This is a genomic window from Dubosiella muris, from assembly GCF_004793885.1.
In the GTDB taxonomy this organism is placed as follows: Bacteria; Bacillota_I; Bacilli_A; order Erysipelotrichales; family Erysipelotrichaceae; genus Dubosiella; species Dubosiella muris.
The window spans coordinates 86998-111225 of sequence record NZ_SRYG01000006.1 but is presented as its reverse complement, the minus strand read 5'-3'; the positions used below and the strand labels follow the sequence as shown (position 1 = coordinate 111225).

Below are 24228 nucleotides of genomic sequence, written 5' to 3'. Positions count from 1 at the left end.
AGTTTGTCGTTTTCGAGAGGCGTTTCCTTAACGCTCACTTATCATACCGCACTCCCTATCAACTGTCAACTGCTTTTTATATCTTTTTTAAAGAAATTTAGATGACAGATGAAGGGAGGAAAAAAGAGGATTTTTTATCCTTCTCATAAACGATCACGTAAAAGTTCCTGAAACGAAGAAAGATCAAGCAAGCAGCGACAACCCCATCGCACATCGGCGCCTCGCTCGCGCGCCCGCGCGATTTGATTCGCCACATCGTTTTCCACATGTCCGCCATCCAGCATAAACAACGGATACACGACCATTCGCTCTTTGTTTACGGGAAGTTCCTCCTCGTAGTCGACCACGACAGCCTCGTGGCAGCAAGCGGCTACTCGTTTTTTCAACGCGTCGTGTTGGCTGCGATGCACCACAAACACCGCCTCCGGGCGATCGAACGGAGTCAGGACGCGCCGCCATCCGTTTTCATCGAGCAAAAGCGGACGGTGCCGCTCGCAAAGCGCCTCAAACTGGCGATAAATCCTTCCGGCAAACACGAACATCGGCTGCACCTCGACCGGCAGTTCCAAAAGCGAAAATACCGCGCACGCCGATTCCCAGTTCTCCCGCATATAAAACGGCATGACGCCCTCGCCTAGCCGGGCGCGAATCCACGCGTGCTGCGCTTCGCTTTGGCAGCTATGGAACACGCACACTTTCCCCGCTTTGGCTTGCACGGCGTTTCCAAGCCACTCCAGCTGGTCGACTCGCCACTCCATCACCGCTGCCAGCAGCGCCGGATCCTTTCGCAGAAACGGCCGCAATCGTCTGAGCGCCTTCAGCCTTCGCTTCCACTTCTCGTCGTAAAGCGCTTCGATATCCCGGGCCATCGTCTTTCCATACAAAGGATAGGCGCGCCGCGTCGAAAAGCCAAGGCGCAGGCAATCCCGCTCGATTTGCCGCATCCAATGGACGCTCGCGTCCGGCTCGTACGTCGCGCTGGCGCAAAACACCCCTTCTTTTTGAGCCTGAACGACGATTTCATGATTCACGCGCGCGTCGTTCGTGCAGGCGACCACCAAGTCGTACGCCCGCAACGAACGCCAGTCAAAGCCTTGATCCACGACCGTGACGTCAGCGCCTTCCGCTTTGAGAAGCGCCTCCTTTTTTTTGCCTTGCTTTCCCGCGCCGACAATGAGGACTTTTTTCCCGTTCCACGACACGTCGACGATCACGCCGCCATCTCCTTCATCACTTCCCGGAACGCCTGAAGCGTGACATCCATATCGTTTTTCGTCAAAGCGCAGCTAACGAACATCGCCTCAAACTGGCTGGGCGCGAGCATCACTCCGCGATCAAGCATGCCGCGAAAATACTGGCTGTATTTTTTCAAATCCGCTTTTTGCACATCGTCATACCGGTGCGGAACGCGTTCGCAAAAAAACACCGTCATCAAGCTGCCTGCCCGGACCAGGGAAAACGGCAAATGGTATTCTTCCAAAATCGCCCGCATGCCCCGTTCCAAATACGCGGCTTTTTCCTCGATCACGTCATACACTGCAGGCTGGTGCTTCAAATAATCGAGCATCGCCTTACCGGCATGCATCGCCAGCGGATTGCCGGAAAGCGTGCCCGCCTGGTAAACCGATCCGGCCGGAGAAACGCACTCCATGATTTCCCGCCGGCCGCCATACGCGCCCACCGGAAAACCGCCCCCGATGATTTTTCCAAAACAAGCCATGTCCGGCGTCACGCCAAAGACGCCAGCCGCCCCATGGTAGCCAAGCCGGAAGCCCGTAATCACCTCGTCGAAAATGAGCACGATCCCCTTTTCCGTACACAGCGACCGCAAACCTTCCAAAAAGCCGGCATCCGGCAAAACGACCCCCATATTCCCGCAAACCGGCTCCACGATCACGCAGGCGATTTGTCCCGGATTGGCGTCCACTAGCTGCGCAAGCCGCGCCAAATCGTTGTAGGGAGCGACCAGGGTGTTTTTCACGATGTCGTCCGGTACGCCCGGCGAAGTCGGCAAACCAAACGTCAACGCGCCCGAACCACTCGAAACAAGCAAGCCATCGCTATGGCCGTGATAGCAGCCTTCGAATTTCACGATCTTGTCGCGCCCGGTAAATCCCCGCGCCACCCGAATCGCGGACATGGTCGCTTCGGTGCCGGAGTTGACCATCCGCACCTCGTCGATGCCCGGATACGCCTCGACAATCGTTTTCGCCAGCTCGACTTCCACCCGGCTAGGCAGGCCATAGCTGATGCCATCCAGCAAATGCCGTTCGACCGCCTCGTTGACGACCTCGCACGAATGCCCTAAAATCATCGGTCCCCACGAGGAAATGTAGTCAATGTACATCCGGCCGTCTTCGCCAAACAAGTGGGCGCCTTTCGCCTTCCGGATAAAAACCGGATCGCAGCCCACCGCCTTGAACGCCCGGACCGGCGAGTTGACGCCGCCGGGAATGTATCGTTTCGCCGTTTCAAACAGCGCTTTGTTTTTATTTTTCATTTGCCAACCTCTTTGCCACGTCCAGCGCGAAATACGTGATGATCATATCCGCGCCCGCGCGTTTCATGCACAATAAAGACTCCTCGACGACGTCCGGCTTCATCCAGCCTTTTTCGATCGCCGCCATCAGCATCGCGTACTCGCCACTCACATTGTACGCGCAAAGCGGCACGTCAAAGCGGTTTGACGCCGCGCTCAAAATATCCAAATACGGAAGCGCCGGTTTAATAATGATCGCGTCCGCGCCTTCCTCGATGTCCGCCGCCATTTCACGCATCGCCTCTTTCGCGTTGCCCGGATCCATCTGGTACGCCTTCCGGTCGCCAAAACCAGGCGCCGAATGGGCGGCTTCGCGGAACGGGCCGTAAAAACTGCTCGCGTATTTGGCCGAGTACGCCATGATCGGCACATACGGATACCCGGCCGCGTCCAGCGCGTGTCGAATCGCGCCAATGCGCCCATCCATCATGTCGCTTGGCGCCACCATGTCCACACCCGCTTTCGCATAGGAAAGCGCGATTTTTTCCAAATAGCGTACCGTCTCGTCGTTTTTCACCCGGCCGCACGCGTCCAGGATCCCGCAATGGCCATGATCGGTGTATTCGCACATGCAAACGTCCGCGATCACGTACATCGTCGGATCCCATCGCTTGATCGCCTGGATGGCGCGCTGCACGACGCCATCGGGCGCGTACGCCTCGCTGCCGCACGCGTCCTTACGGGCGGGTATGCCAAACAGCAAGCAGGCGCGCACGCCAAGCCGCTTCATTTCGTCCAGAAGCGCGGGCAGCCGGTCGATCGAATACCTGTACTGTCCGGGCATTGTGTCGATCGGCTCCTTGATTCCTTCGCCTTCCACGACAAAAATCGGATAAATCAAATCTTCGACGCACAATCTCGTTTCCCGGACAAGCGAGCGAATCGTCGGATTCATTCTTAGTCTTCTGCCTCTATACATGATTCATTTCCTTTCAAAATTTCCAGCATATCCCCATAACGCGGACGCTTCGCCTGGCAAATCGTCTTCACCCCGCCTTTTCGCAAGGCGGCGGTCGTTTTTTCGCCAATGCTGATGGCCGTTCCAATTCGAACGCCGCGCGCCAGCACGCTTTCCGCCATCCGCGCGCTCGTAAACACGCCATAGTCGTACGCCGGCCGCGACGCGTGCCAGTCAAGCGGCACCATTTGATACAGCACATGGACATCGACGTTGCCCTTGAGGCCGACAAACACGTCGATGTTGGCCGCCGAATGCGGAACCAAAATGTTCGAATCGGCGTCGACGACTTGATTGAGCTGCTTCACAAGGCTTTCCGCGTCTTTCGTGCCCACCAAATCCGCGAACACGCCATAACGCGCCAGCGCCTGCGCGCTTTGCTCGTGCACGACCGCCACCTTCGGCAGCCGCCGGACATCCACCTGTTGCCGGCGCATCCGTTCCATGAAAAGACGGATCGCCGTCTGGCTTGTCAGCACGACCCAGTCGTACTTTTCGACATCCACCGCCATTTCCGGACTTTCGACCCGCTCAAACGCGACCGGCGCGTCCACGATGGCGCCCAAATCCCGCAGCGGTTCCAGCAAGTCGTCCCGATCGGAATTGCGCGCGTACAGCACCGTCTTTCCCGAAAGCGGCCGGCGCGAAAACCAGTTCAGCGCTTCGGATTCGTTCACGACATTCCCCACGACGATGAGCGCCGGCGCCGGATATTCCTCGCGGGCGCATTGCTCCACAATCGTCGACAGCGTGCCAACGCATACGCGCTGCTCCGGAAATCCCGCTTTGGAAATCAAAGCGATCGGCAAATCCGGCGCGCCCGCCTTCTGGTACCCTTCCACGATACGCGCCAGATTTTTGCGCCCCATTAAAAAGACAACCGTATCCTTGGTGAAGGCGAGCTGTTCAAAATCAAGCTCCGGCATCCGGTCTTCGCTGGAATGGGCGGTATACACCCGAAATCCCCGGGTGATGCTCCGCGCCGTGATCGGAATACCCGCAAACGACAAGCCGGCAATGCACGAGGAGATGCCGGGCACCACTTCAAAAGGCACCCCCGCCTCCAGCAGCGCGTGGGCTTCCTCCGCCCCGCGTCCGAACACGTACGGATCCCCGCCCTTGAGCCGGACCACGCAATCGTACCGTTTCGAAAAGTCGACAAGCATGGCGTTGATTTGATCTTGCGCAACCGCGTGGTTGCCGCTTTCCTTGCCGACAAAAATTTTGACACAGCCGGGTTTCGCCGCCTTTAAAATCGCCGCGTCCATTAAATGATCGTACAAAATACAATCCGCCCGCTCCACAAAATCCCGCGCGCGAATCGACATCAAATCCGCTTCCCCGCAGCCCACGCCGGCCAGTACGACTTTACCCATAAAACGCCTCCCGGCTTTGCGCCACCGCCTTGGCAAGCGCCACCTGCGGATCTTCGTCCGCGTTTTCCGTCCGCACGATGCGGTTCTCGTCGCCAAACACCGTAAAAAGATGGAATCGGCCGCCCTCTTTGCGCATATAGGCACCAATCGGAATCGAGCACGAGCCGCCCAGCGCCGTCAAAAACGCCCGCTCCATCGCCACGCAGCGATCCAGCTCGGGATTGGCCAAACCGGCAAGCCACGCGTGCAAATCCGTCCGGCTAGCGCAAAGCTCGATCGCGAGCGCGCCTTGCCCGCAAGCCGGCACGCATTCACTCTCGTCAAACGTTTGCGTGATGCGCGACTCCAAGCCAAGCCTTCGCAAGCCGGCGCCGGCCAGCACGAGCGCGTCGTATTCGCCATCGTCCAGCTTTTGAAGCCGGGAGTTGATGTTGCCGCGCACGTTTTTGTACACGAGGTCGTTTCGTAGCGCCTTCAACTGCATCACGCGCCGAAACGAGCCCGTGCCGACCACGCTGCCCGCCGGCAAGGAAAAGAAGCCGCCTTTTTTGCTGACGAGAACGTCAAAGGGATCCGCTCGCATAAAAACGGGCGCGAACACGAAGCCTTCCGGCACCTGAGATGGCACGTCTTTATAAGAATGAACGGCCAGGTCGATTGCTCCCTGGGCGAGCTGCTGCTCGATTTCCTTGACAAACAATCCTTTGTCCATCATTTGATGAAGCGGCCGGTCGAGAATCCGGTCGCCTTTGGTGTGGATGACGACGAGCTCGTACGTCAGTCCTTCCTGTTGCTTTTTCAAGTATTCGCCAACGAGCGTGGCTTGCGCCAGCGCCAGCTGGCTTCCCCGGGTTCCGATTTTTAAATGCATTCGTCCTCATTCCTTTCTTTGTCCGGTTCCACCGCGAACAGCCTTTGAACGGTGGCGGGCTCCAGGTCGTCGTAATGGGTGCCGATTTCGTGAATGGGCGTGTGCAGCAGCCGGAGCATCGAGGCGCGCAAACTCTTTTTCAAAACCGCCTTTTCACGATCCGTCAAGTCGATTTTCCGTTCCAGAGCCGAAAAGGTCTGCCCGCTAATTTCGTCAATTTGGGCGTGGAGCGCGCGCAGCGTGTGCGCCTGCATCCCGCTGGCGTTTTGGGCGTCCCATTCCTTCACGTCGCGTTCAATGAGCGCCCGGATGTCCTCCAGCGCCTCTTTTCGAATGGCCTCGTTCGCTTTCGACAGCGCAGCAAACGTGTCCAGCGTGTACAACGTCACGCCCTTTTGCGTCGCGAACGCCGGGTCGATGTCGCGCGGCGAAGCGAAATCGTACAGCACCAGCGGTTTCTCGTTCAAAAAAACGGGAAGCACCAGATGGGGCGCCGCCGTCGCGCAGCACACCAAATCGCAGCGCCTAGCGGTCGCGACGCGTTGGTCAAACGGAACGACCTTGGCTCGCGGCGCGATGGCGCGCAAGGCGTTGGCGTGCTTTTGGTGGCGGCTGGCGATGTAAATCGCGCAGGGCTCGTCTTTTAAATAGCCAAGCAGGCGCCGGCTGATTTCGCCGCTGCCAATGAGCAGCACCGATTTCCCGCGCAAATCGCCCATCGTCTGCCGGGCCAAGTACGCGATCGAAAGCGGGTGCTCGCTCATCCGAAACCGGCTTCGCGCCTCTTTGCCGCATCGCAAAGCGAGCTGGAACAGACGGTGGAGCTTGGAATCGCACCGGTCCATTTGCACGCTCGTCGCGTACGCCTGCTTGACTTGCCGCAAGATCTCATCCTCGCCGAAAATTTGGGAATGCAGTCCATTGACGACTTCCAGCAAATGCCGAACCGCCTCGTTTCCTTGCTTCGTGTACACTTCCACCGCCTGTCCCTCGTAGCGGTCCAGGATGCGGTTCGCGTCGATTTTTTTCGTCGCGTAAATTTCAAACCGGTGGCAGGTGACCAAAATCACGCACGGCTGGTCCAGCTGCTCATACAAGGCCGTCACGCTCGACTCGCTCCAGGCCACCCGGGAGCGGACGTTCAAATCGGCATGCAGCCCAAACAATTCAATTTCCATCATTCACTCGTACCTCTTGGCTTTTCATTATACCTTCTTTGCCGGCGCATTTCGACTTTGTCAATCATCCGGCGACCATTTTCGACGGGATTCTTTTATAATGAGGAAAACGAGGTGAAAAGTATGACAAAAGAATACCGCATCGTCGTGGAGGAAGACGGCATCAAAATCGAGCTTCTTCAAGGCGATCAAACGATGGACTACAAAAAATGGCCGATTTATTCGACTGGCGCCGACGACGCCGATCCAAACGATCTGGCCAACTACATGATTCCGTTTGAAATCATTCCTCAAATGCAAATGCTGGACAAAACCGGCTTCGCGTTCGCCGGAATCAATTCGCCATTCGACACGATGGAGCCTTCCGACGAAAGCGTTGTCGACACCGACGGCATGAACGACGAGCAACATCAATAAGGACACAAAAAAGACAGGTTCGCAACCTGCCTTTCCTTTTATTCTCCTGTTTCGTCCGCCGCGATCTCGCCGCTGTACAGCTTGTTCAAATACGCCTGGTCCTCTTTGTCTTTTTGGATTCGCGCCTTGATCGCGTTCTCGTACGTCACAGCCGCGGCCTTGGCCGCCTCGAGTTCCTCGATTGGCTTTTCCTCGTCGAGCGCTGTTTGCAGGGCGGAGCGGTATTTTGCAAACTCGTCGCATTCGCTCTGGTAGGCGTCCTGCGGGCAGGCGTGCTTCGTCAAGTACGCTTTCATTTCCTCCCGGACATCGAGCAAATGCGTGATCCGGTACAAGTCGATCGTGTCCACCAGGCTCAAATAGCCGTAGTCGTTGAAGTCGGCCGCGTACGTGAAAAACGACATCACATACACCCCGCCCTCGATGGGCGCCAGAAAAGTTTCCCCGATCAAGTCGGCGGAAAGGTCGCCCTTTTCCTTTTTCGTAAGCGTATAGGCGTAGGTGGCCATCTGGCTTGGCCGGCCGTTGACTTCGTAATCTTCGGTCAGCACGTTCGAAACCGCCCCGTCGCTGCCAAGCTGCCCGGGAATGTAGCGCGACAAAAAGGCCTCGGCGTCGGCGCACGACGCGTTGTCGACATGGGACACGATCAAAACCGGGATCGGCTGTCCTTTCACGGGATAATAGCGGATTTCCCCCTCTTTTTTCACAGGTCGCAAATGCGGATCGACCATGTAGCTCATGTCCTGAAAATTGTCCACCTTCGTGCCGGACACGTGGGTGTATTCCTTAAGCAGCGAGGGAATGTCTTTCTCGCCGGGTTTGAACGCCACATAGCTGGCGGCCATCAGCGCCAGGGCGCACAACGGAACGCCAATGAGCGCGTTCCGGTTATAATGATGCTGCCGGAGCAGCGCGCGGACGGTAGGCGCTAAAAAAAAGCTGACCACCAATCCGAATAGACCAGCCACGAGCAGATTATCGTAAAACAAATAGATCGAGCCTAGGAAAAAGGCGAGGCTCGCGATCCATAAAATTCGTGCTGTTTGCCGTTTTCGTTTTGCCATCGTGATTCTCCTCTATCCAAATCATATCATCTCCGTCAAGAAAACGTCCATCGTGTGCTATGATTTCAAAAAGGAGAATGGAATATGCGTTTTAAAAACAAACATGTCGTCATTACCGGCGGCGCCTCGGGCATCGGAAAGCGGCTGCGCGAACGCTTCGAGGCGGAAGGCGCCCGCGTGGCGATCATCGACATTTTACCGAACGATTTTTTTCAAGGAAGCGTCTCGGATCAAGCCACGCTGGAGCGGTTCGCGAAAAAAGTCATCGACACGTTCGAAACCGTCGACGTGCTCGTCAACAACGCCATCCCCGTCATGCAAGGCATCGACGAATGCGGATACGCGGCGTTTTCCCACGCCATGGCCGTTGGCGTCATCGCCCCGTTTTACTTGTCGAAGCTGCTGCGGCCCGCGTTTGCCGAGCACGCCTCGATTTTAAACATCACCTCCACCAGACAGGATCAGTCGATGCCGCAAACGGAAAGCTACGCCGCGGCCAAAGGCGGACTGGCGGCGCTCACGCACGCCATGGCGATGTCCCTGGCGCCGGCCGTTCGCGTCAACGCGATCGCGCCTGGCTGGATCAACAGCCACGCGCAGGAATGGAGCGAGGCAGACGAAAAACAACAGCCGCTTGGCCGTATTGGAACCGTCGACGACGTCGCGGATCTCGCTTTGTTTTTGGCAAGCGACCAGGCCGCGTTCATCACCGCGCAAAACATCGTCGTGGATGGCGGCATGAGCCGGCAAATGATTTACCATGGCGAGCATGGCTGGATATACACGCCGGGAAACGAGCAGTAAAAAAAGCGAAGCGTCAATGCACACTTCGCTTTTTTGCGGAATCAAGATGCTGGTCCATATAGGCTTTGAGCATCGTCAAAAAGTCTGCCAGGTCATGGTATTCCTGCACGTCGATTTCTTCGTCCGCCGAAATCAGTGCCAGGCCGATCGTTTCATACATTTGATACAGCGCGCACGCCGCCAGCGACACCTTTCCGTGGCGGCCATACAATAAATTATCCGCTTTCACAAAGAGCTGGAACGTATACGGCACCGTTTGCCGAAACGTTTCGACCGAATTGTTTTGCACGAACGCGGCGATTTCGTCGGGGGAGAAATCATAATCCAAATAGTCGCGCAAAAACTGGCTTTCGCTCAATTCGATCCGGTCGTCGGAAACTGTCAAATACATGACATACATCATCAATTCGGTTTGTAGCAGAGCTTTCAGGGGGTTTTGGAGCGTTACGGTTTTTTGGAGCGTTTTTTCGACTTCTTCGCATAATTCATATACGCATTCGATCGTTTGTTTGAGTTCTTGATCCATATTCACATTATCCTCTCTTCCCATCTAAACCAAAATCCTCATTCCATACTTTGTCACATCCACCATAAGAAATCAACCCCTATTCCCCTTCCTTTTCGGGCATGCCAAACAAAGCGAAAAGTCAACTCTTTTCTTTCCGTTTTTTGTGTGTTACGATGGGCAAGCAAAATAGTTGAACGTTCAACTATTTATTTCCAAGGGATAAACGATCAAAGGAGAACATACGATGAAAGTGATCAAACGAAGTGGAGAAGAAGTTGTTTTTGACATCTCGAAAATAGAAAACGCCATTCGGAAGGCCAGCAACGCGACCCCGAACATGCAAATGCACGAACTCGAAGTGCAAGCCATCGCGCACATTGTCGCCGAAAAATGCGAGGATTTTTCCCGCAGTCCAAGCGTCGAGGAAATCCAGGACCTCGTCGAAAACGAAATCATGCGTCACGGCTATTTCGCAGTCGCGCACAATTATATCACATATCGGTACGAGCGGGCGCTCGTTCGGAAGGCAAATTCCACCGACCAGCAAATCATGTCGCTGCTCGAGCGCAACAACGAGGAAGTCAAGCAGGAAAACTCCAACAAAAACCCGCTTGTCAACAGCGTCCAGCGCGACTACATGGCCGGCGAGGTGTCCAAGGACATCACGAAGCGGTTCCTGCTGCCGCCTGAAATCATGGAAGCCCACGACAAGGGAATCATTCACTTCCACGATTCGGACTACTTCGCCCAGCACATGCACAACTGCTGCCTCGTCAATTTGGAGGACATGCTCCAAAACGGCACCGTCATCTCGGAAACGATGATCGAAAAGCCGCACAGCTTCTCGACCGCCTGCAACGTGGCGACGCAAATCATCGCCCAGGTGGCCAGCTCCCAGTACGGCGGTCAAAGCATCACCCTGTCCCACTTGGCGCCATTCGTGCAAGTGTCGCGCGACAAGGCGCGCCGGGAAGTGCGCGAAGAGCTCGACGCCATGGGCATGGAGTACACCGAGGAAAAAGCCAATGAAATGGCGGAAATGCGCGTACGCCGCGAAATCGAAAAAGGCGTGCAGACCATCCAGTACCAGGTTATCACGCTCATGACGACCAACGGCCAGGCGCCGTTTGTGACCGTGTTCATGTACTTGAACGAGGTAGAGGACCCGACGACGCGTCACGACCTGGCGCTGATCATCGAGGAAATGCTGCGTCAGCGCATGCAGGGCGTCAAAAACGAAAAAGGCATTTACATCACGCCGGCGTTCCCGAAGCTCATTTACGTTTTGGAGGAAAACAACATCCATGAAAACAGCCCGTACTACTATTTGACCGAGCTGGCCGCGCGCTGCACAGCCAAACGAATGGTGCCGGACTACATTTCCGAAAAAATGATGCTTTCGCTCAAAATCGACAAAGCCGGCGAAGGAAACTGCTACCCATGCATGGGCTGCCGCTCCTTCCTGACGACATATCGCGACGAAAACGACAAGCCGAAATACTATGGCCGTTTCAACCAGGGCGTCGTCACGCTCAACCTTGTGGACGTGGCCTGCTCTTCAAAAGGCAACGTGGAGGCGTTCTGGAAAATCATGGACGAACGGCTGGATTTGTGCTACCGGGCGCTCATGTGCCGCCACAACCGGCTGCTGGGCACGCCAAGCGACGTCGCGCCGATTCTTTGGCAGGATGGCGCCCTGGCCCGTTTGAAAAAAGGCGAAACGATCGACAAGCTGCTCTTTGGCGGCTACTCGACGATTTCGCTAGGCTACGCAGGTCTTTGCGAGTGCGTGACGTATATGACCGGCCATCCGCACACCGAAGAGCCGGGCACGTCCTTCGGTCTGGAAATCATGCAGTATTTGAACGACGCCTGCGCCAAGTGGAAAGCCCAGACGAACATCGACTTCTCGCTGTATGGAACGCCGATGGAATCGACGACGTATAAGTTCGCGAAAAAACTCCAGGACCGCTTCGGCATCATTCCGGGCGTCACGGACCGCAACTACATTACGAACAGCTACCACGTGCATGTTACCGAGGAAATCAACGCGTTCGACAAGCTGACGTTCGAATCGCAGTTCCAGAAGCTTTCCCCGGGCGGCGCCATTTCCTATGTGGAAGTGCCGAACATGGAAAACAACATCCCGGCCGTTCTGGCGCTGATGCGGCACATTTACGACCACATCATGTACGCCGAGCTGAACACGAAGAGCGACTATTGCCAGGCGTGCGGCTACACCGGCGAAATTCAAATCGTGGAGGACGAAAACCACAAGCTGGTTTGGGAATGCCCGAACTGCCACAACCACGACCAGGAAACGATGAACGTGGCGCGCCGGACGTGCGGCTACATCGGCACGCAGTTCTGGAACCAGGGACGGACGCAGGAAATCAAAGAACGCGTCATGCATTTGTAAGATGGAACGCGTCCTTGAATGCGGCGCGCTGTACCGCCACTTTAAAGGCGGCTTGTACCGGGCGTTGTTTCTGGCCCGTCGCGCCGAAGACGAAACCGTCGTGGTCGTCTACGAACCACAATACGCCAAAGGGACGTACTGGACGCGCGCGCTGGATGAGTTTTTGTCCGAAGTCGACCATCAAAAATATCCCGATGCCGGCCAGCGGTACCGGTTTGAGAAAATCGAAAACGAAACAGAACAATAATTTTCACAGGAGAGGAACGATCTGTTTTCTTCTCCTTTTTCAATGAGAGGTAACAACATGAACTATGGAAATATCAAGAAAAACGACATCGCCAACGGCGAAGGCGTCCGGGTCTCGCTGTTCGTGTCGGGTTGCACGAACCACTGCTTTCACTGTTTCCAGCCGGAAACGTGGGACTTCGACTACGGCCAGCCGTTTACCGCGGCCACGCAGGAGGAAATCCTGCAAGCGCTCGAGCCTTCCTACATCCAGGGCCTGACGCTGCTGGGCGGCGATCCGTTCGAGCTGTCGAACCAGGCCGAGCTTGTCAAACTGCTGCGCGCCGTCAAAGCCCGCTATCCCGAAAAAAACATTTGGTCTTATACCGGATTCCTGCTCGACCAGGACTTGCTGGAAGGCGGCCGGCGCCACGGCCCCTGCACGGATGAAATGCTTTCGTACCTCGACGTGCTCATCGACGGGCCGTTCGTGGAAGAAAAGAAGAATATTTCGCTTAAATTTCGCGGTAGCGAAAATCAGCGCGTCATCGACGTGAAAAAATCCTTGCGCGAACAGGAAGTCATTTTATACCTTGAATAGAAAGGACGTTCACATATTGTGGACGTTTTTTTATGACATTTCTTTGACATTGCGAATTGTCTTTTATTTATGCATACTTTCTCCTTCAATCCCGCTATTTCCAATCATTTTGTTCGTGATTTGTAAACAATTTTGACAAACCCGATTTTTTCCGGTATAGTCAGTCGCGGAAATAACACAAGGAGGATTTTTATGCTAACGAAACTTTTCGCCCTCGCGTACGTCGGAACCTCAATCTTGACCGCGACGCCGAACGTCTTGTTTTCCCAAGAAGCAAGTCCCGTCTTTGAACAAGCCAATTTACGATTCGAACGCTACTTTTTCGAAGAAGCCGACGAACCTGCCTATATCATCCGCGACACGAAAGGAAAAGCGGTACCGGAAGCCGAGGCGCTCAACCAGATCGCGCTCGACCAGTATACCGAGGTGACCTTGACCGGTCAAAACGGTTATGACTTCTGGAAAGTCGAAGTCGACGGCAAGGAATATTTTATCGACCACGACGACTTGACGACCGATCCAAAGGAAATCGACGCCCTGCTCGCCCAAAAGAAGCAGGAGGAAGAGGAAGCCAGCCGCTGGAAAGGACCGGTTTTAAGCGCGAGCGCCGGAACGAACCAGGGACCAAGCGGAAAGGAAACATATTATAATTTACCAATGGAAGGTGTCGTGGCCACGATGCGCGCCATGGGCAACAACGACGAATACTGGGTACGCGAGGATGGCGTGAAAATGCTGGGCGACTACGTCATGGTGGCCGCCCACCTGGGTATCCGGCCGCGCGGCTCGATCGTCGAAACGTCTCTTGGCAAAGGCATCGTGTGCGACACGGGTGGTTTCGCCCACGGCAATCCGACCCAGCTCGACATCGCGACGGCATGGTAATCTGAAAAAATCCGCAACCCGCGGATCTTTTTTTTATTTCCCTATCCTTTCTTTTTTGACAAAAATAAAGTAGTAATCAAAGAGCAGTTTCGGTATAGTAAAAGAGTATAAAATAAAGAAAGAGGTATAACGATGGAATGGCTTAATTTAATCGGGATCGTCATCGTCATTGTCGGCTTCGCCCGGAAATGGAATTCGATCCTTGTCATCCTGCTGGCGGCCGGCGCGACCGGCCTTGTCAGCGGCATTTCGCCAGTCGCTTTGCTGGAAACGATTGGCACCACGTTTGTCGCCAACCGCAACATGGCGATTTTCATTCTCGTCATGCTTGTGACCGGTACGCTCGAGCGCAACGGCTTGCGCGAGGCGGCCGCGGGCGTCATTGGCAAGTTCAAAGGCGCGACTAGCGGCATGGTCATTGGCATTTACGGTGTCATGCGCGCGATCTTCGCGGCGTTCAACGTCGGCTTTGGCGGCGTGGCCGGCTTTGTAAGACCAGTCATCATGCCGATGGCCGAGGGCGCGATCACGTCCAAAGGCCACAAGCCGCACGAAGAGCATATGGAAGAGCTCAAAGGCATGGCGTCGGGTATGGAAAACATCACGTGGTTTTTTGGCCAGGTGCTGTTTGTGGGCGGCTCGGGCGCGCTGCTCGTGCAAGGCACGCTACAAGGCCTTGGCATCCACGTCGAGCTCATCGACCTGGCGCTTGTGGAAATCCCGGTATGCGTCATCGCGACGGCGCTCGCGATCGTGTACTATTATTTCAAGGACCGGCGCATGCTGAAAAAATACTATAAAGACGAGCTGGGCGAGGAGGGACTGCGATGAGTTTCTTTTTGGATCCGCAAATCGCCACCAGCGCGAAAGTGATGGAGATCATTTATATTTTCATGGGCGGCATGTGCGTGTACACAGCGTTCAAAAATTTGAAGGACAAGGAAAATCCCGCGCAAGTCGGCACGTTCATTTTCTGGTTTCTGCTCGGCATCGTGTTGGCGCTGGGCCAATGGCTGCCGCCGCTGGCTTCGGGCATGCTCGTCGTGCTCATGTGTTTGCCGGCCGTCTTTAAAAAAGTGGCGAAGGGACAAGTCGCCGTTCCTTCCGACGACGAGACGCGCGGCAACTTTGAGAAGATCGGCATGAAGATTTTCATCCCGACGTTGTGCATTGGCTTGTTCGCCATCGTGTGCGCCATTAACGGACTGGGTGTCGGCTTGTCGGCGCTCAACGGCGTCGCGATCGGCGTCGTGCTGGCGATGCTGATTTTGATGCTTCAAAACAAGACGAACACGTTCAAGGTGTTTTTGTCCGACTCGGAGCGAATGCTTTCGACGGTCGGGCCGCTTTCGATGCTGCCGATGCTGCTGGCGTGTCTTGGTGCCGTCTTCACGCAGGCGGGCGTCGGCGAAGTCATCGCCCAGGTCGTTGGCACGATCATTCCCGAAGGCAACGTGACGATTGGCATTATCGTGTACGCCATCGGCATGATGCTGTTTACGATGATCATGGGCAACGCGTTCGCGGCCATTACCGTCATGACGGTGGGCATCGGCTATCCGTTCGTGCTCGCATACGGCGCCAACCCGACGGTCATCGGCATGCTCGCCTTGACGTGCGGCTACTGCGGCACGTTGTGCACGCCGATGGCGGCCAACTTCAACACGGTACCTGTCGCCTTGCTCAACATGAAAAAACAATTTGGCGTCATTCAAAACCAGGTTTTGATCGCGGCCATTATGATCGTCATTCAAATTATCATGATGATCGCGATGCAGTAAAAGGAGGACCTTATCATGAAACTGCTCATTACCGGATTCGACCCGTTTGGCAGCGAATCCATCAACCCGGCCTACGAGGCGGTGAAGCTTTTGCCCGATTCGATTCGGGATCTCGATATTATCAAGCTCGAAGTGCCAACCGTGTTCGGCCAGGCGGGCGAAACGCTCAAACAGGCGATGGACATCCATCAGCCCGACTACGTGCTGTGCATCGGCCAGGCGGGCGGGCGCAGCGCCGTGACGCCGGAAAAAATCGCCATCAACTTGATGGACGGCCGCATTCCGGACAACGCGGGCTACCAGCCATTTGACACCCCGGTGCGCGAGGATGGTCCGGCCGCGTACTTTTCCTCGCTGCCGGTCAAGGCGATGGTGCAAGCCATTCGCGAGGCGGGCATTCCTTCGTTTTTGTCGTATACGGCGGGGACATACGTGTGCAACTACTTGATGTACGAGCTGTTGTATTTGATCGACCATCACTATCCAAATACGAAGGGTGGCTTCATCCACGTGCCGTTTATGACGAGCCAAGTCGTGAACAAGCCAAACGGCACGCCGTCCATGGATTTGAAAACGATTGCCAGCGCGCTGGAAAACGCGATCGAGGCGATTGCGGAAAATGAAACCGACATTCAGGCCAACATGGGCGAAACCCACTAAACAAAGCGACGGAAGACTCCACGTTCTTCCGTCGTTTTTTTATTCCGCTTTTTTGGCTTTCAGCACACCGATCACGGCCGCGTACAGCACGCCGCCTACGGCGAACACCAGCCAGGTTTCGTCCCAGCGCTCGGTCGAAAAGCTCCATGCCAAATAGATCGCGGTCACCAGGCACCAGTACACGCCGGGCACATAGCCGTACCGGCGGTTGAACCGCTTTTCCTTTTTTGTGTATTCCCCTTCCTGCAACAGCATGTCGACAGCCTCCTGCATCGTTCCATCGTAAATGAGGATGCCGGCGCCGATGGCGACGACAAACAGCAGCACGCCGACGCTGACCGCCATGTTCCGGCCATTGTCGGGATCGAGAAACAAGCTGACGAATAACGGCAAAACCGAGAGGACGCATAAGCAAATGCCGAGCGTCGTGCGTTTGGCGTGGCCGAGCTCGTCGTCGTTTTTCAACTGTCGAAGCATGCGGGCGGTGCGCTCGCTCAGGCGCACGTCCTCTTTTTCGATCCACTCAAACTTTGCGCCTTGCGTGCTTGTGTAAATCAACACCCCGACGCCGATGGCGACCAAAACGAGCAGCACGATCATGCCCAGGCCGCCGAACCGGTCTTCCTGCGGCGTCCCTTCCCATAGGCCGCCAAGCACAATGAGCGTGATGGGCGAGCAAATGCACAGCCCGATGGCGAACGGAAGCGTTTTTTGTTCCTTTCTCTTATAGGCCAAAAACCGCTCCACTTCCTCGTCGCCCAGCCAGCGGCCGGCTTGCGTATCGACCTGGCTTTGGTCGCCTTCCTTTAACAAATAATCGGTCGACACGTGAAACAGCTCGCTCATTTGCACGATGCGTTCCAAATCGGGTGTCGACGCGTTCAATTCCCACTTGGATACCGATTGTCTGGACACGTCCAGCTTTTCGGCCAGTTCCTCTTGCGAATACCCGTTTCGCTTTCTTAGTTCTATAATTTTTTCTCCGGTCGTCAATGCGATCACCTAACTTTCTATGCCTGTATTTTGCCGGATTTTTGGCAAAAAGAAAAGCGCGTGCGCTTGGAAGGGGCGCACGTGCCGGTTGCTTCTTAAGAAAACCTTTCAAATTTGTTCGTTTTTTTCTTTATTTTATCGGATTATCATAGGATCATGAAAAACAAAGTGAAAAACCTATTCAACCCGGACTGGATCATCGACTTGTACATGCTACACAAACGGCGGCAGTGGACGCGCTATCAACGCGCGGTTCGCGACCTGCTTGTTTCTTAATTCCTTTTCGTTCCAGTCCAAAAAGCCGGATGGCCTCGCGTCGTTCGGCTTTTGTGTTTCAATCCCATTCCTAAATTCCGCGCATTTGCACGCTTTTTAGGAATGGAGTCCGCAGTCACTCCACGAGCAGCGCGAACTGCTGAAGAATGTCCGCGTCCAGCTCGACGCTTGTTTGTCTTCTTTCGACAAGCAAAAGATCGCCACGATGCGACGCAAGATCCGCGTTTGAAAAATCGGCCGGTGTTTTCGTTTCATCCGGCGCGTACCACACGAGCGAATACGCGGCCTTCGGATTTTGCGTCACCGTCCAAATCGAATTCTCATCCAGCACTACAGGTCTGCCATTTTCCTGCTGGTTTTTCAGCAGCGTTTCCAGTTCGGCAAACGACTGGTACGACACCATCTCGCTTTCAAATCCATGGACCCGGTCGACGCTCGTATAACAGCTGTCCAGTACGACCGGCTCTCCATCCACGATCACTTCGAGTGGCCCGAGCTGTTCCTGAACGGTTTTCACCCGATCCGCTTCGACTTGCTTCCAGATTCCAAACCCAAAAATGCCGGCTAAAAGGACGGCACCAGGTCCCATCCATTTTTTCCATCCCATCTTTTCCCCTCCTGTTTTTCTTTGATTATACCAAAAATATTCCCTTTCATAAAAAACAATATCAATATCTATTTTTTACTTCCTCTTTGGAATTTAAATTCTTTTTACACTTTTTCGGACCTCAAGCCTTTTTTGCTTCTCCATAAAAAAATGGAAGGTTGATATTCCTTCCATTTCTATCGCTTAAAGGATTTCCTTTGGCTCGTAGCCCGCTTCCTTGACGGCGTTCATAAGCGTGTCGTCCAGAATCGGCGCGTCCATCGTGATGACAGCCTCTTTTTTGTCCAGGTCGACAACGGCGCTTTGTACCCCGGCGATCTTTTCCAACGCCTCCTCGACGTGTTTTTTGCAGTGATTGCATGACATTCCATCCACGATCATGACTTTTTTCATTTTCTTTTCCTCCTTTGGATTTGATTCGATTGGATCCACTTCGACGTGGATCTTCGCTTTGGCGCTCTCTTTTTGTTCCTCGACGCTCTCGTATGGCGGCTTGAAAAACCGCAGGCGCAACGCGTTGAGCACGACGCACACGGAGCTGAGCGACATCGCGGCGCTGCCAATCATTGGCGACAGCAGCAAGCCCCACAGCGGGTAAAATACGCCAGCCGCCACCGGAATGCCGAGCACGTTGTAGAAAAACGCCCAGAACAAGTTCATCTTGATGTTTTTCACGACTTTTTCCGACAACGCGTACGCCGTGTTGACATCCATCAAGTTGTTTTTCATCAACACGATGTCCGCGGAATCAATCGCGATATCGGTTCCGGCGCCAATCGCGATCCCGATATTGGCGCGGGCGAGCGCCGGCGCGTCGTTGATTCCATCCCCCACCATCGCGACGAATTTTCCCTGGTCCTGAAACCGGCGCACGACATTTTCCTTTTCGGTCGGCAAAACGTCCGCGATGACTTCGTCCACCGCCACTTCCTTGGCGATGGCTTGCGCGGTTTGCGCGTTGTCGCCTGTCAGCATGACGACATGGATGCCATGCTGCTGAAAGAGCCGGATGGCTTGGGCGCTACTCGCCCGCACGGTATCCGCCACCCCGATGATGCCCAAAACGACCCGGTCCCTGGCGAAAATCAAAGGCGTTTCTCCTTGTTTGGCCAGACGATCGACTTGCGCCAGCGCCTGCTTTGGCAGCGCGAGCCCGCTTTCCGCCATCATTTTCACATTGCCGGCCACGACTGTCGAATCGTCGATCCACGCTTTGAGTCCTTTGCCCGAAAGCGCCTCGTACTTGTCAGGCGCCTGAAGCGGCAGCTCTCTCGCTCTGGCTTCCTCGACGATCGCTTTCGCGAGCGGATGCTCGCTTCCAAGCTCCACGCTGCCGGCGAATCGCAAAAACTCGTTTTCCGACAGGCCGGGTTCCATGAGCACGATGTCGTGAATCGACGGATGGCCCGACGTGATCGTTCCCGTCTTGTCCAAAATAATCGTGTCGACGCGCCGCATCGTTTCCAGACTTTCTGCCGACTTGATCAAAATGCCGTTTTCCGCCGCTTTCCCGGTCCCGACCATGATGGCGACCGGCGTGGCCAAACCGAGCGCGCACGGACACGAAATCACCAGCACGCTGATCGCGTTGCTGAGGGCGAATTCAAACGACTGCCCCAGCGCCATCCACACGATCCACGTCAAAAGCGCGATCCCGATCACGACCGGCACGAACACGCCGGACACCTTGTCGGCAAGCCGGGCGATCGGCGCTTTCGAGTTGCCGGCCTCGTCCACGAGCCGGATGATTTGCGCCAGCGTCGTGTCCTCGCCCACTTTTGTCGCCCGGAAACGGAACGATCCGTTGACGTTCATCGTCGCCGATAACACGTTGTCCCCCGGCTCCTTTTCCACCGGCACGCTCTCGCCGGTAATGGCGGCCTGGTCCACAAAGCCATGGCCGGATTCCACGACTCCGTCAACCGGGATCCGCTCGCCCGGACGAATAACGACCAAATCCCCCTCCATGACATCTTCGGCGTCGATTTCCACTTGCGCCCCATCCCGGATGACCGTGGCGCTTTTGGGCGCCAGATCGACGAGCTTACCCAGCGCGTCGCTCGTTTTCGACTTGGAGCGCGCCTCCAAGTACTTGCCCAGCGAAACGAGGGTGACGATCATCGCCGCCGACTCGAAATACATCGAGTGCATCGCGGCGTGAATCATGGCGTGGTCGCTAAAGCCAAAGCCATACGCCATGCGGTACATGGCGTACAAGCCATACAAAAACGCCGCGCTGGCGCCAAGAGCCACGAGCGAGTCCATATTTGGCGCCCGTTTGACAAGCGCCTTCCAGCCATGCGTGAAAAAGCTTCGCTGGAAAAACAAGATGAACATCGTCAAAAGCAGCTGCGTGATGGCGGATACCATCGCCCATTCCATGCCTTGCCAAAACGGCAGTCCCATCATCGGGCCCATGGCGACGACCATCAGCGGAACAAGAAGCGCGATCGACCACCACAAATGGCGTTTGCGTTCTTTTTGCTCGTCCTCCATGCGCCGCGCTCTGGCGTCCCACTGTTCTTTGAGCGTGTTTTTTCCCGCTTTCGTTTCTTGTTTTTGGGGAATCGCGCCATAGCCGATCCGGTCCACGGCTGCGCTGATTTGCGCCACGTCGACTTGGTCGGCGTCGTATTCCACTTTCATGGTGTTTCCGAGCAGCGACACGTCCACCGCGCGCACCCCGGGAAGTTTTTCCACCGCCTTGGTGACGTTGGCCTGGCACGCGGCGCATGTCATGCCCGTCACATCGAATGTCTCTTTCATAGTCTACCTCCTACTTCAGTTTTCGGATCAGTTCCATCACTTCATCCATCGTTTCCGTACGCCCCTCGAGCACGTCGTTTGTCACGCACGAATGAAGATGGTCTTTTAACAGTATATAGCCAAACGATTGCAGCGCCGACTCCAACGCCCCCACCTGGATGAGGATGTCGCCGCAGTACCGCCCTTCGTCAATCATTTTTTCAATTCCGTTGAGCTGGCCGATCATCCGATGCAGCCGATTTTTCAACAGCCTCGTTTCCTGCTCGTCGCGCGGCGTCTGCCGGTAGCGCTTTGTGTCTTCCTTCATCGTTTTGTCCTCCTGTTCCCATAATATACCCTTATGGGGTATAATGCAACTGGAATGTTATTTCCCGTCCCGATTTGCTAAAATAAAAGAAAAAAGGAGTCTTTGTATGAAAAAGGATTACTATACATTGCTGCTGTGGCAAGGCGTGCTCGCCGGCTCGTGCTTCTGGATTCCTGAAATCGGCTGGCTGTTCACGATTGGAGCCGTCGCCTTGATCGTGCTGCTGGAAAGCGCGCTGGCCCAGTATGCCAAATCGAAAAACCTGCAAGTGTTCGGCACGCCGTTCCATACCGACAAATATATGGAGGATGCCAGCTTGCTTGTGCTTCAGCTTTGTTTTACGATCGCGCTGGCCGTCGTGGCTCTCGTGCTGTTGTCCGGCTACGCGCTCTGGTCCGTGTTCTGGATCATGCTGGTCGCCAGTCTTTGTTTCCTGATCGCGTTTTGCCTGTTCTGGCGCGCGCGAAAGGACGCCGCATGAAATCGAAGGTCAACTCCCGCACGCTCGGGCAGCTGCTGTTGTCGCTGGCCGGATTGCTCGCCCTCAACTGGATCGACATCCACGCGGTCGAGATCCACTACAACACATCCATCCACGAGTTCGTCGCGGAATTCGACGTGACCGGCTACGCCGTGCTCAACGTCTTTTTGTGTCTGGTCACGAGCTATTTCCTGTCCCGCCTGTTTTCGTGGTCGAAAAGCACGTGGTCGCTCATGTACGCGTTTTACGTACTTTTGCTTTGCACGTGCGTGCCCAACTTGATCGCAGCCAACTCGGCCGTGTACTTGAGTATGCACTTCACCCGCTCGGCCAAGCTGTTCAACACGATTTTGATGATTAAAAACTCGATCAAGCTTCTTGCCTTCCTGCTTTTGGCCGGCGGCATCTGGATGCGCTACAAAGACCGGCACTCGATGGTGACGACGACGCTTTTGTTGTCGAGCATCGTCATTTCGGGCGTTCTTTACGAGTTTTCCACGTTCGCCTACGCCTGGTATTTTTACCTGGGGCTGTTTGGCCTGGTTCCCATCTTTTATTTGACGATGCGCCAAAACGAGCTGCGCATCCCGAAAGACCGCTAAAAAGCCGGCATCTAGCGCGATGCCGGCTCGTTTTTTGATTCGGGATCTGTTTTTCGGATCCAGCGGTAGTTGTCGATTTCGTCGGTGTTCCAGTGCTTTTCGATGTACGCGTTGTACTTTTCCTTTTCCTGCGCGTAGTCGGCCTTCTTTTGCTGGAGGGCGTCCCAGAACTTGAGCCTGTCCTTGCCGCCCGGCACGAAGTTGAGCGAAAGAATCGAATGGGCTCTGGAAATCATGCCAAACGCCACGCCAAACACGGCGATGCCGCCCGCCGTTCCGGACAGCGCGACCAAGATCTGGCGCGTTTCGCCATAGCCCGAAAACCACGCGGTTTCAAACGAAAGCAGGGACACGATCGAGCAGGCGAAATTCAGCGCCCGGGTGCTTGTCAAAATCGGCGCGTCGATTTTCCGGTAAACGATGTGGCCGAACACGACCATGACCCACTGGTAGATCGTAAAGCCGGCCATCACGTACAGCATGAGTCCTCGGTACGAGTACGACTGGTTTTTCTCGAGCATCATGAACGCGATCCAGCAATACGGCACGAGCAGGACAAGCAGCATGATGCCGGTGAATTTATAACGTTTCAAATCTTCGAGAAACTTTCTGCCCGCGATCTTCTGCCGGCCGTGGTGGCGGTTGACGTAGCTAAGTAAATAAAAGCGAATCACCGTCAGCACGAGATAGTAAAACGAGATCGCCACCAGCCATTCGGAATGATCCACCAGCCCGGTGAACAAATCGAAGCACGCGTAGGCGGTCGTGATGATCATGTTGAAATACAAAGAAACGAAAATCCGGACATTGACGTCGTTGACGAACATCGACGTGTACTTGTGGCGATTGAGAAACACGAACACGCCTCGAATCATTTTCGGGGTCGCGCACGCGAAAATCGTCAAGGAATACATAAAAAATCCCCAGGCGAACGTCATAAGCGTTCGAAAGCGATTGGCCAGCGGCATGAGCACGATCGTGATCAGCGCGCAGGTCAAAACCCACCGCATCGGTGGAAATATGATTTTGCTTCCCCAATGTTTCTTTTTTTCCATCTTTCTTCTGTCCGCTTTCCCTTTTCTTTTTTGTACACAAATCCAAAGAAAAACTCAACGCTTTTTTCACTTTTTCCATTCCTGTGACAAGGCAGGATGGAATTTTCCGTTTTCGGCTTTCTCGACGAGGCCACGCAAAATGTCGAGCGCTTCCTCGTCGTCGTAAAACAAGCGGTCCGGTATGTTTTCGAAATAGTCGCGGAACAAAAACAGCAAGTACGGGTTTTCAACGTTCAAGTAAATGGGGCGCTCCTGGGCGTCGATGATTTGCAAAAAGCCATTCGAGTCCCCGAGAAACCACTGCAATTCGCGGCGAAACGTCGAAATCGGATCTTTGAGCATGCGGTAGCCGTCTTTGCGGTACCGCTCGATCATCCGCTTCACAATGTCGAGGCGCTGGGAAAACGTGAGCGGCGCGGTTTGCGTCAAAAGCGAAATGTCCTCGCGTTCCAGAAATCCGGTCACGGCCGGCAGCGCGAAGATGAACATCGTCTGGGCCGCGCGCAACCGGGTTTGTATGGATTCGATGCGCGCCTGCGCTTCGCCTTCTTCCCGCTCCGGCAGCACGATTTCCCATTCATTTTGGGTCAGCAGCGGAAAGAGCGACATCGCCAAGTGGAACACCATCGCCTGTTTGCCGGCGTTGGCGACAATCGAATAAAAATAATCGAGCTGGTTTTGCACGTTGGAAACCGAAACCATGAACGGATGGACGATTTTCAGCTGGTAGTTGAAATGGTCGGCGAACGTCTTCACGATTTCCTCCTGGTTGTGAAACAGGGCGGTTTTGAAACCGGCGTCGATTTGGATCAGGGCGTGGTCCGAAACGGCGTAGTACGGAAACGGATCGGT

The 24228-nt window shown here is 55.0% G+C and carries 24 protein-coding genes; 11 read left to right on the top strand and 13 right to left on the bottom strand.

Annotated features, from left to right (window positions below; all coding sequences use genetic code 11):
* Positions 1–143: 143 nt before the first annotated feature.
* Genes E5336_RS04355 through E5336_RS04330 form a run of 6 tightly spaced genes read right to left on the bottom strand, consistent with a single transcriptional unit; the run spans position 144 to position 6925 of the window.
* Entirely contained in the window at positions 144–1214 is a 1071-nt protein-coding gene (locus E5336_RS04355; protein ID WP_168353548.1) for an NAD(P)-dependent oxidoreductase, read from the bottom strand.
* Entirely contained in the window at positions 1211–2500 is a 1290-nt protein-coding gene (gene hemL, locus E5336_RS04350; protein WP_135979854.1) for a glutamate-1-semialdehyde 2,1-aminomutase, read from the bottom strand. The genes E5336_RS04355 and hemL overlap by 4 nt, the downstream gene beginning before the upstream one ends.
* Positions 2490–3434: a porphobilinogen synthase gene (gene hemB / locus E5336_RS04345; protein ID WP_277820778.1), complete on the bottom strand. Its 945-nt coding sequence runs from the start codon at positions 3432–3434 to the stop codon at positions 2490–2492. Before hemB ends, hemL begins: the two co-directional genes overlap by 11 nt.
* 2 nt (positions 3435–3436) lie before the next feature.
* A complete protein-coding gene (gene cobA / locus E5336_RS04340) occupies positions 3437–4873 on the bottom strand; it encodes a uroporphyrinogen-III C-methyltransferase (protein ID WP_135979852.1) in 1437 nt (478 codons plus the stop codon).
* Positions 4866–5744, bottom strand: coding sequence for a hydroxymethylbilane synthase (hemC, locus tag E5336_RS04335; RefSeq protein ID WP_135979851.1), 879 nt, complete (start codon positions 5742–5744; stop codon positions 4866–4868). The genes cobA and hemC overlap by 8 nt, the downstream gene beginning before the upstream one ends.
* Entirely contained in the window at positions 5735–6925 is a 1191-nt protein-coding gene (locus tag E5336_RS04330; RefSeq protein ID WP_135979850.1) for a glutamyl-tRNA reductase, read from the bottom strand. Before E5336_RS04330 ends, hemC begins: the two co-directional genes overlap by 10 nt.
* 120 nt (positions 6926–7045) lie before the next feature.
* Between E5336_RS04330 and E5336_RS04325 the strand changes: the two genes are divergently transcribed.
* Complete coding sequence (locus tag E5336_RS04325) at positions 7046–7339, top strand: hypothetical protein (RefSeq protein ID WP_135979849.1); 294 nt, start codon at positions 7046–7048, stop codon at positions 7337–7339.
* Positions 7340–7377: 38 nt separating this feature from the next.
* Here E5336_RS04325 and E5336_RS04320 read toward each other — a convergent pair whose 3' ends face one another.
* Positions 7378–8406, bottom strand: coding sequence for a hypothetical protein (locus E5336_RS04320; RefSeq protein ID WP_135979848.1), 1029 nt, complete (start codon positions 8404–8406; stop codon positions 7378–7380).
* An 84-nt stretch (positions 8407–8490) separates the two neighbouring features.
* Here E5336_RS04320 and E5336_RS04315 point away from each other — a divergent pair, with 84 nt between their 5' ends.
* On the top strand, positions 8491–9210 hold the full coding sequence (locus E5336_RS04315) for an SDR family oxidoreductase (RefSeq protein WP_135979847.1): 720 nt from the start codon (positions 8491–8493) through the stop codon (positions 9208–9210).
* Positions 9211–9223: 13 nt separating this feature from the next.
* Here E5336_RS04315 and E5336_RS04310 read toward each other — a convergent pair whose 3' ends face one another.
* Positions 9224–9736 carry a hypothetical protein gene (locus E5336_RS04310; protein WP_135979846.1) on the bottom strand — a complete coding sequence of 171 codons (513 nt, stop codon included), beginning with the start codon at positions 9734–9736 and terminating at the stop codon, positions 9224–9226.
* A 226-nt stretch (positions 9737–9962) separates the two neighbouring features.
* Here E5336_RS04310 and nrdD point away from each other — a divergent pair, with 226 nt between their 5' ends.
* From nrdD to pcp, 7 genes are all read left to right on the top strand, one after another.
* Complete coding sequence (gene nrdD / locus E5336_RS04305) at positions 9963–12137, top strand: anaerobic ribonucleoside-triphosphate reductase (protein ID WP_135979845.1); 2175 nt, start codon at positions 9963–9965, stop codon at positions 12135–12137.
* Between the two features lies 1 nt (position 12138).
* Positions 12139–12384 (top strand): DUF1653 domain-containing protein, encoded by a 246-nt coding sequence (locus tag E5336_RS04300; RefSeq protein ID WP_135979844.1) that lies wholly within the window; start codon positions 12139–12141, stop codon positions 12382–12384.
* 57 nt (positions 12385–12441) lie between these two features.
* Positions 12442–12963, top strand: coding sequence for an anaerobic ribonucleoside-triphosphate reductase activating protein (nrdG, locus tag E5336_RS04295; protein WP_135979843.1), 522 nt, complete (start codon positions 12442–12444; stop codon positions 12961–12963).
* A gap of 192 nt (positions 12964–13155) precedes the next feature.
* Positions 13156–13848, top strand: a complete 693-nt coding sequence (locus E5336_RS04290) for a hypothetical protein (RefSeq protein WP_135979842.1) — start codon at positions 13156–13158, stop codon at positions 13846–13848.
* A gap of 132 nt (positions 13849–13980) precedes the next feature.
* Positions 13981–14679, top strand: a complete 699-nt coding sequence (locus tag E5336_RS04285; protein WP_135979841.1) for a DUF969 domain-containing protein — start codon at positions 13981–13983, stop codon at positions 14677–14679.
* Positions 14676–15629 (top strand): DUF979 domain-containing protein, encoded by a 954-nt coding sequence (locus tag E5336_RS04280; RefSeq protein WP_135979840.1) that lies wholly within the window; start codon positions 14676–14678, stop codon positions 15627–15629. The genes E5336_RS04285 and E5336_RS04280 overlap by 4 nt, the downstream gene beginning before the upstream one ends.
* 15 nt (positions 15630–15644) lie before the next feature.
* Entirely contained in the window at positions 15645–16289 is a 645-nt protein-coding gene (gene pcp, locus E5336_RS04275) for a pyroglutamyl-peptidase I (protein ID WP_135979839.1), read from the top strand.
* Positions 16290–16328: 39 nt separating this feature from the next.
* On the opposite strand, the gene E5336_RS04270 is transcribed toward pcp, so the two are convergent.
* From E5336_RS04270 to E5336_RS04255, 4 genes are all read right to left on the bottom strand, one after another.
* On the bottom strand, positions 16329–17291 hold the full coding sequence (locus tag E5336_RS04270; protein WP_135979838.1) for a helix-turn-helix domain-containing protein: 963 nt from the start codon (positions 17289–17291) through the stop codon (positions 16329–16331).
* Positions 17292–17673: 382 nt separating this feature from the next.
* The gene (locus tag E5336_RS04265) at positions 17674–18165 is read right to left on the bottom strand and encodes a hypothetical protein (protein ID WP_135979837.1); all 492 of its coding nucleotides are present in this window, start codon (positions 18163–18165) and stop codon (positions 17674–17676) included.
* 183 nt (positions 18166–18348) lie between these two features.
* Positions 18349–20931: a heavy metal translocating P-type ATPase gene (locus tag E5336_RS04260; protein ID WP_135979836.1), complete on the bottom strand. Its 2583-nt coding sequence runs from the start codon at positions 20929–20931 to the stop codon at positions 18349–18351.
* Positions 20932–20941: 10 nt separating this feature from the next.
* Positions 20942–21238: a metal-sensing transcriptional repressor gene (locus tag E5336_RS04255; protein WP_135979835.1), complete on the bottom strand. Its 297-nt coding sequence runs from the start codon at positions 21236–21238 to the stop codon at positions 20942–20944.
* A gap of 106 nt (positions 21239–21344) precedes the next feature.
* Between E5336_RS04255 and E5336_RS04250 the strand changes: the two genes are divergently transcribed.
* Together E5336_RS04250 and E5336_RS04245 are read left to right on the top strand one after the other, a co-directional pair.
* On the top strand, positions 21345–21719 hold the full coding sequence (locus tag E5336_RS04250) for a hypothetical protein (RefSeq protein ID WP_135979834.1): 375 nt from the start codon (positions 21345–21347) through the stop codon (positions 21717–21719).
* Positions 21716–22321: a hypothetical protein gene (locus tag E5336_RS04245; protein ID WP_135979833.1), complete on the top strand. Its 606-nt coding sequence runs from the start codon at positions 21716–21718 to the stop codon at positions 22319–22321. The genes E5336_RS04250 and E5336_RS04245 overlap by 4 nt, the downstream gene beginning before the upstream one ends.
* A gap of 11 nt (positions 22322–22332) precedes the next feature.
* Here the strand turns inward: E5336_RS04245 and E5336_RS04240 are convergent, their stop codons facing one another.
* Positions 22333–23331 carry a hypothetical protein gene (locus E5336_RS04240; protein ID WP_168353547.1) on the bottom strand — a complete coding sequence of 333 codons (999 nt, stop codon included), beginning with the start codon at positions 23329–23331 and terminating at the stop codon, positions 22333–22335.
* Positions 23332–24228: the final 897 nt, after the last annotated feature.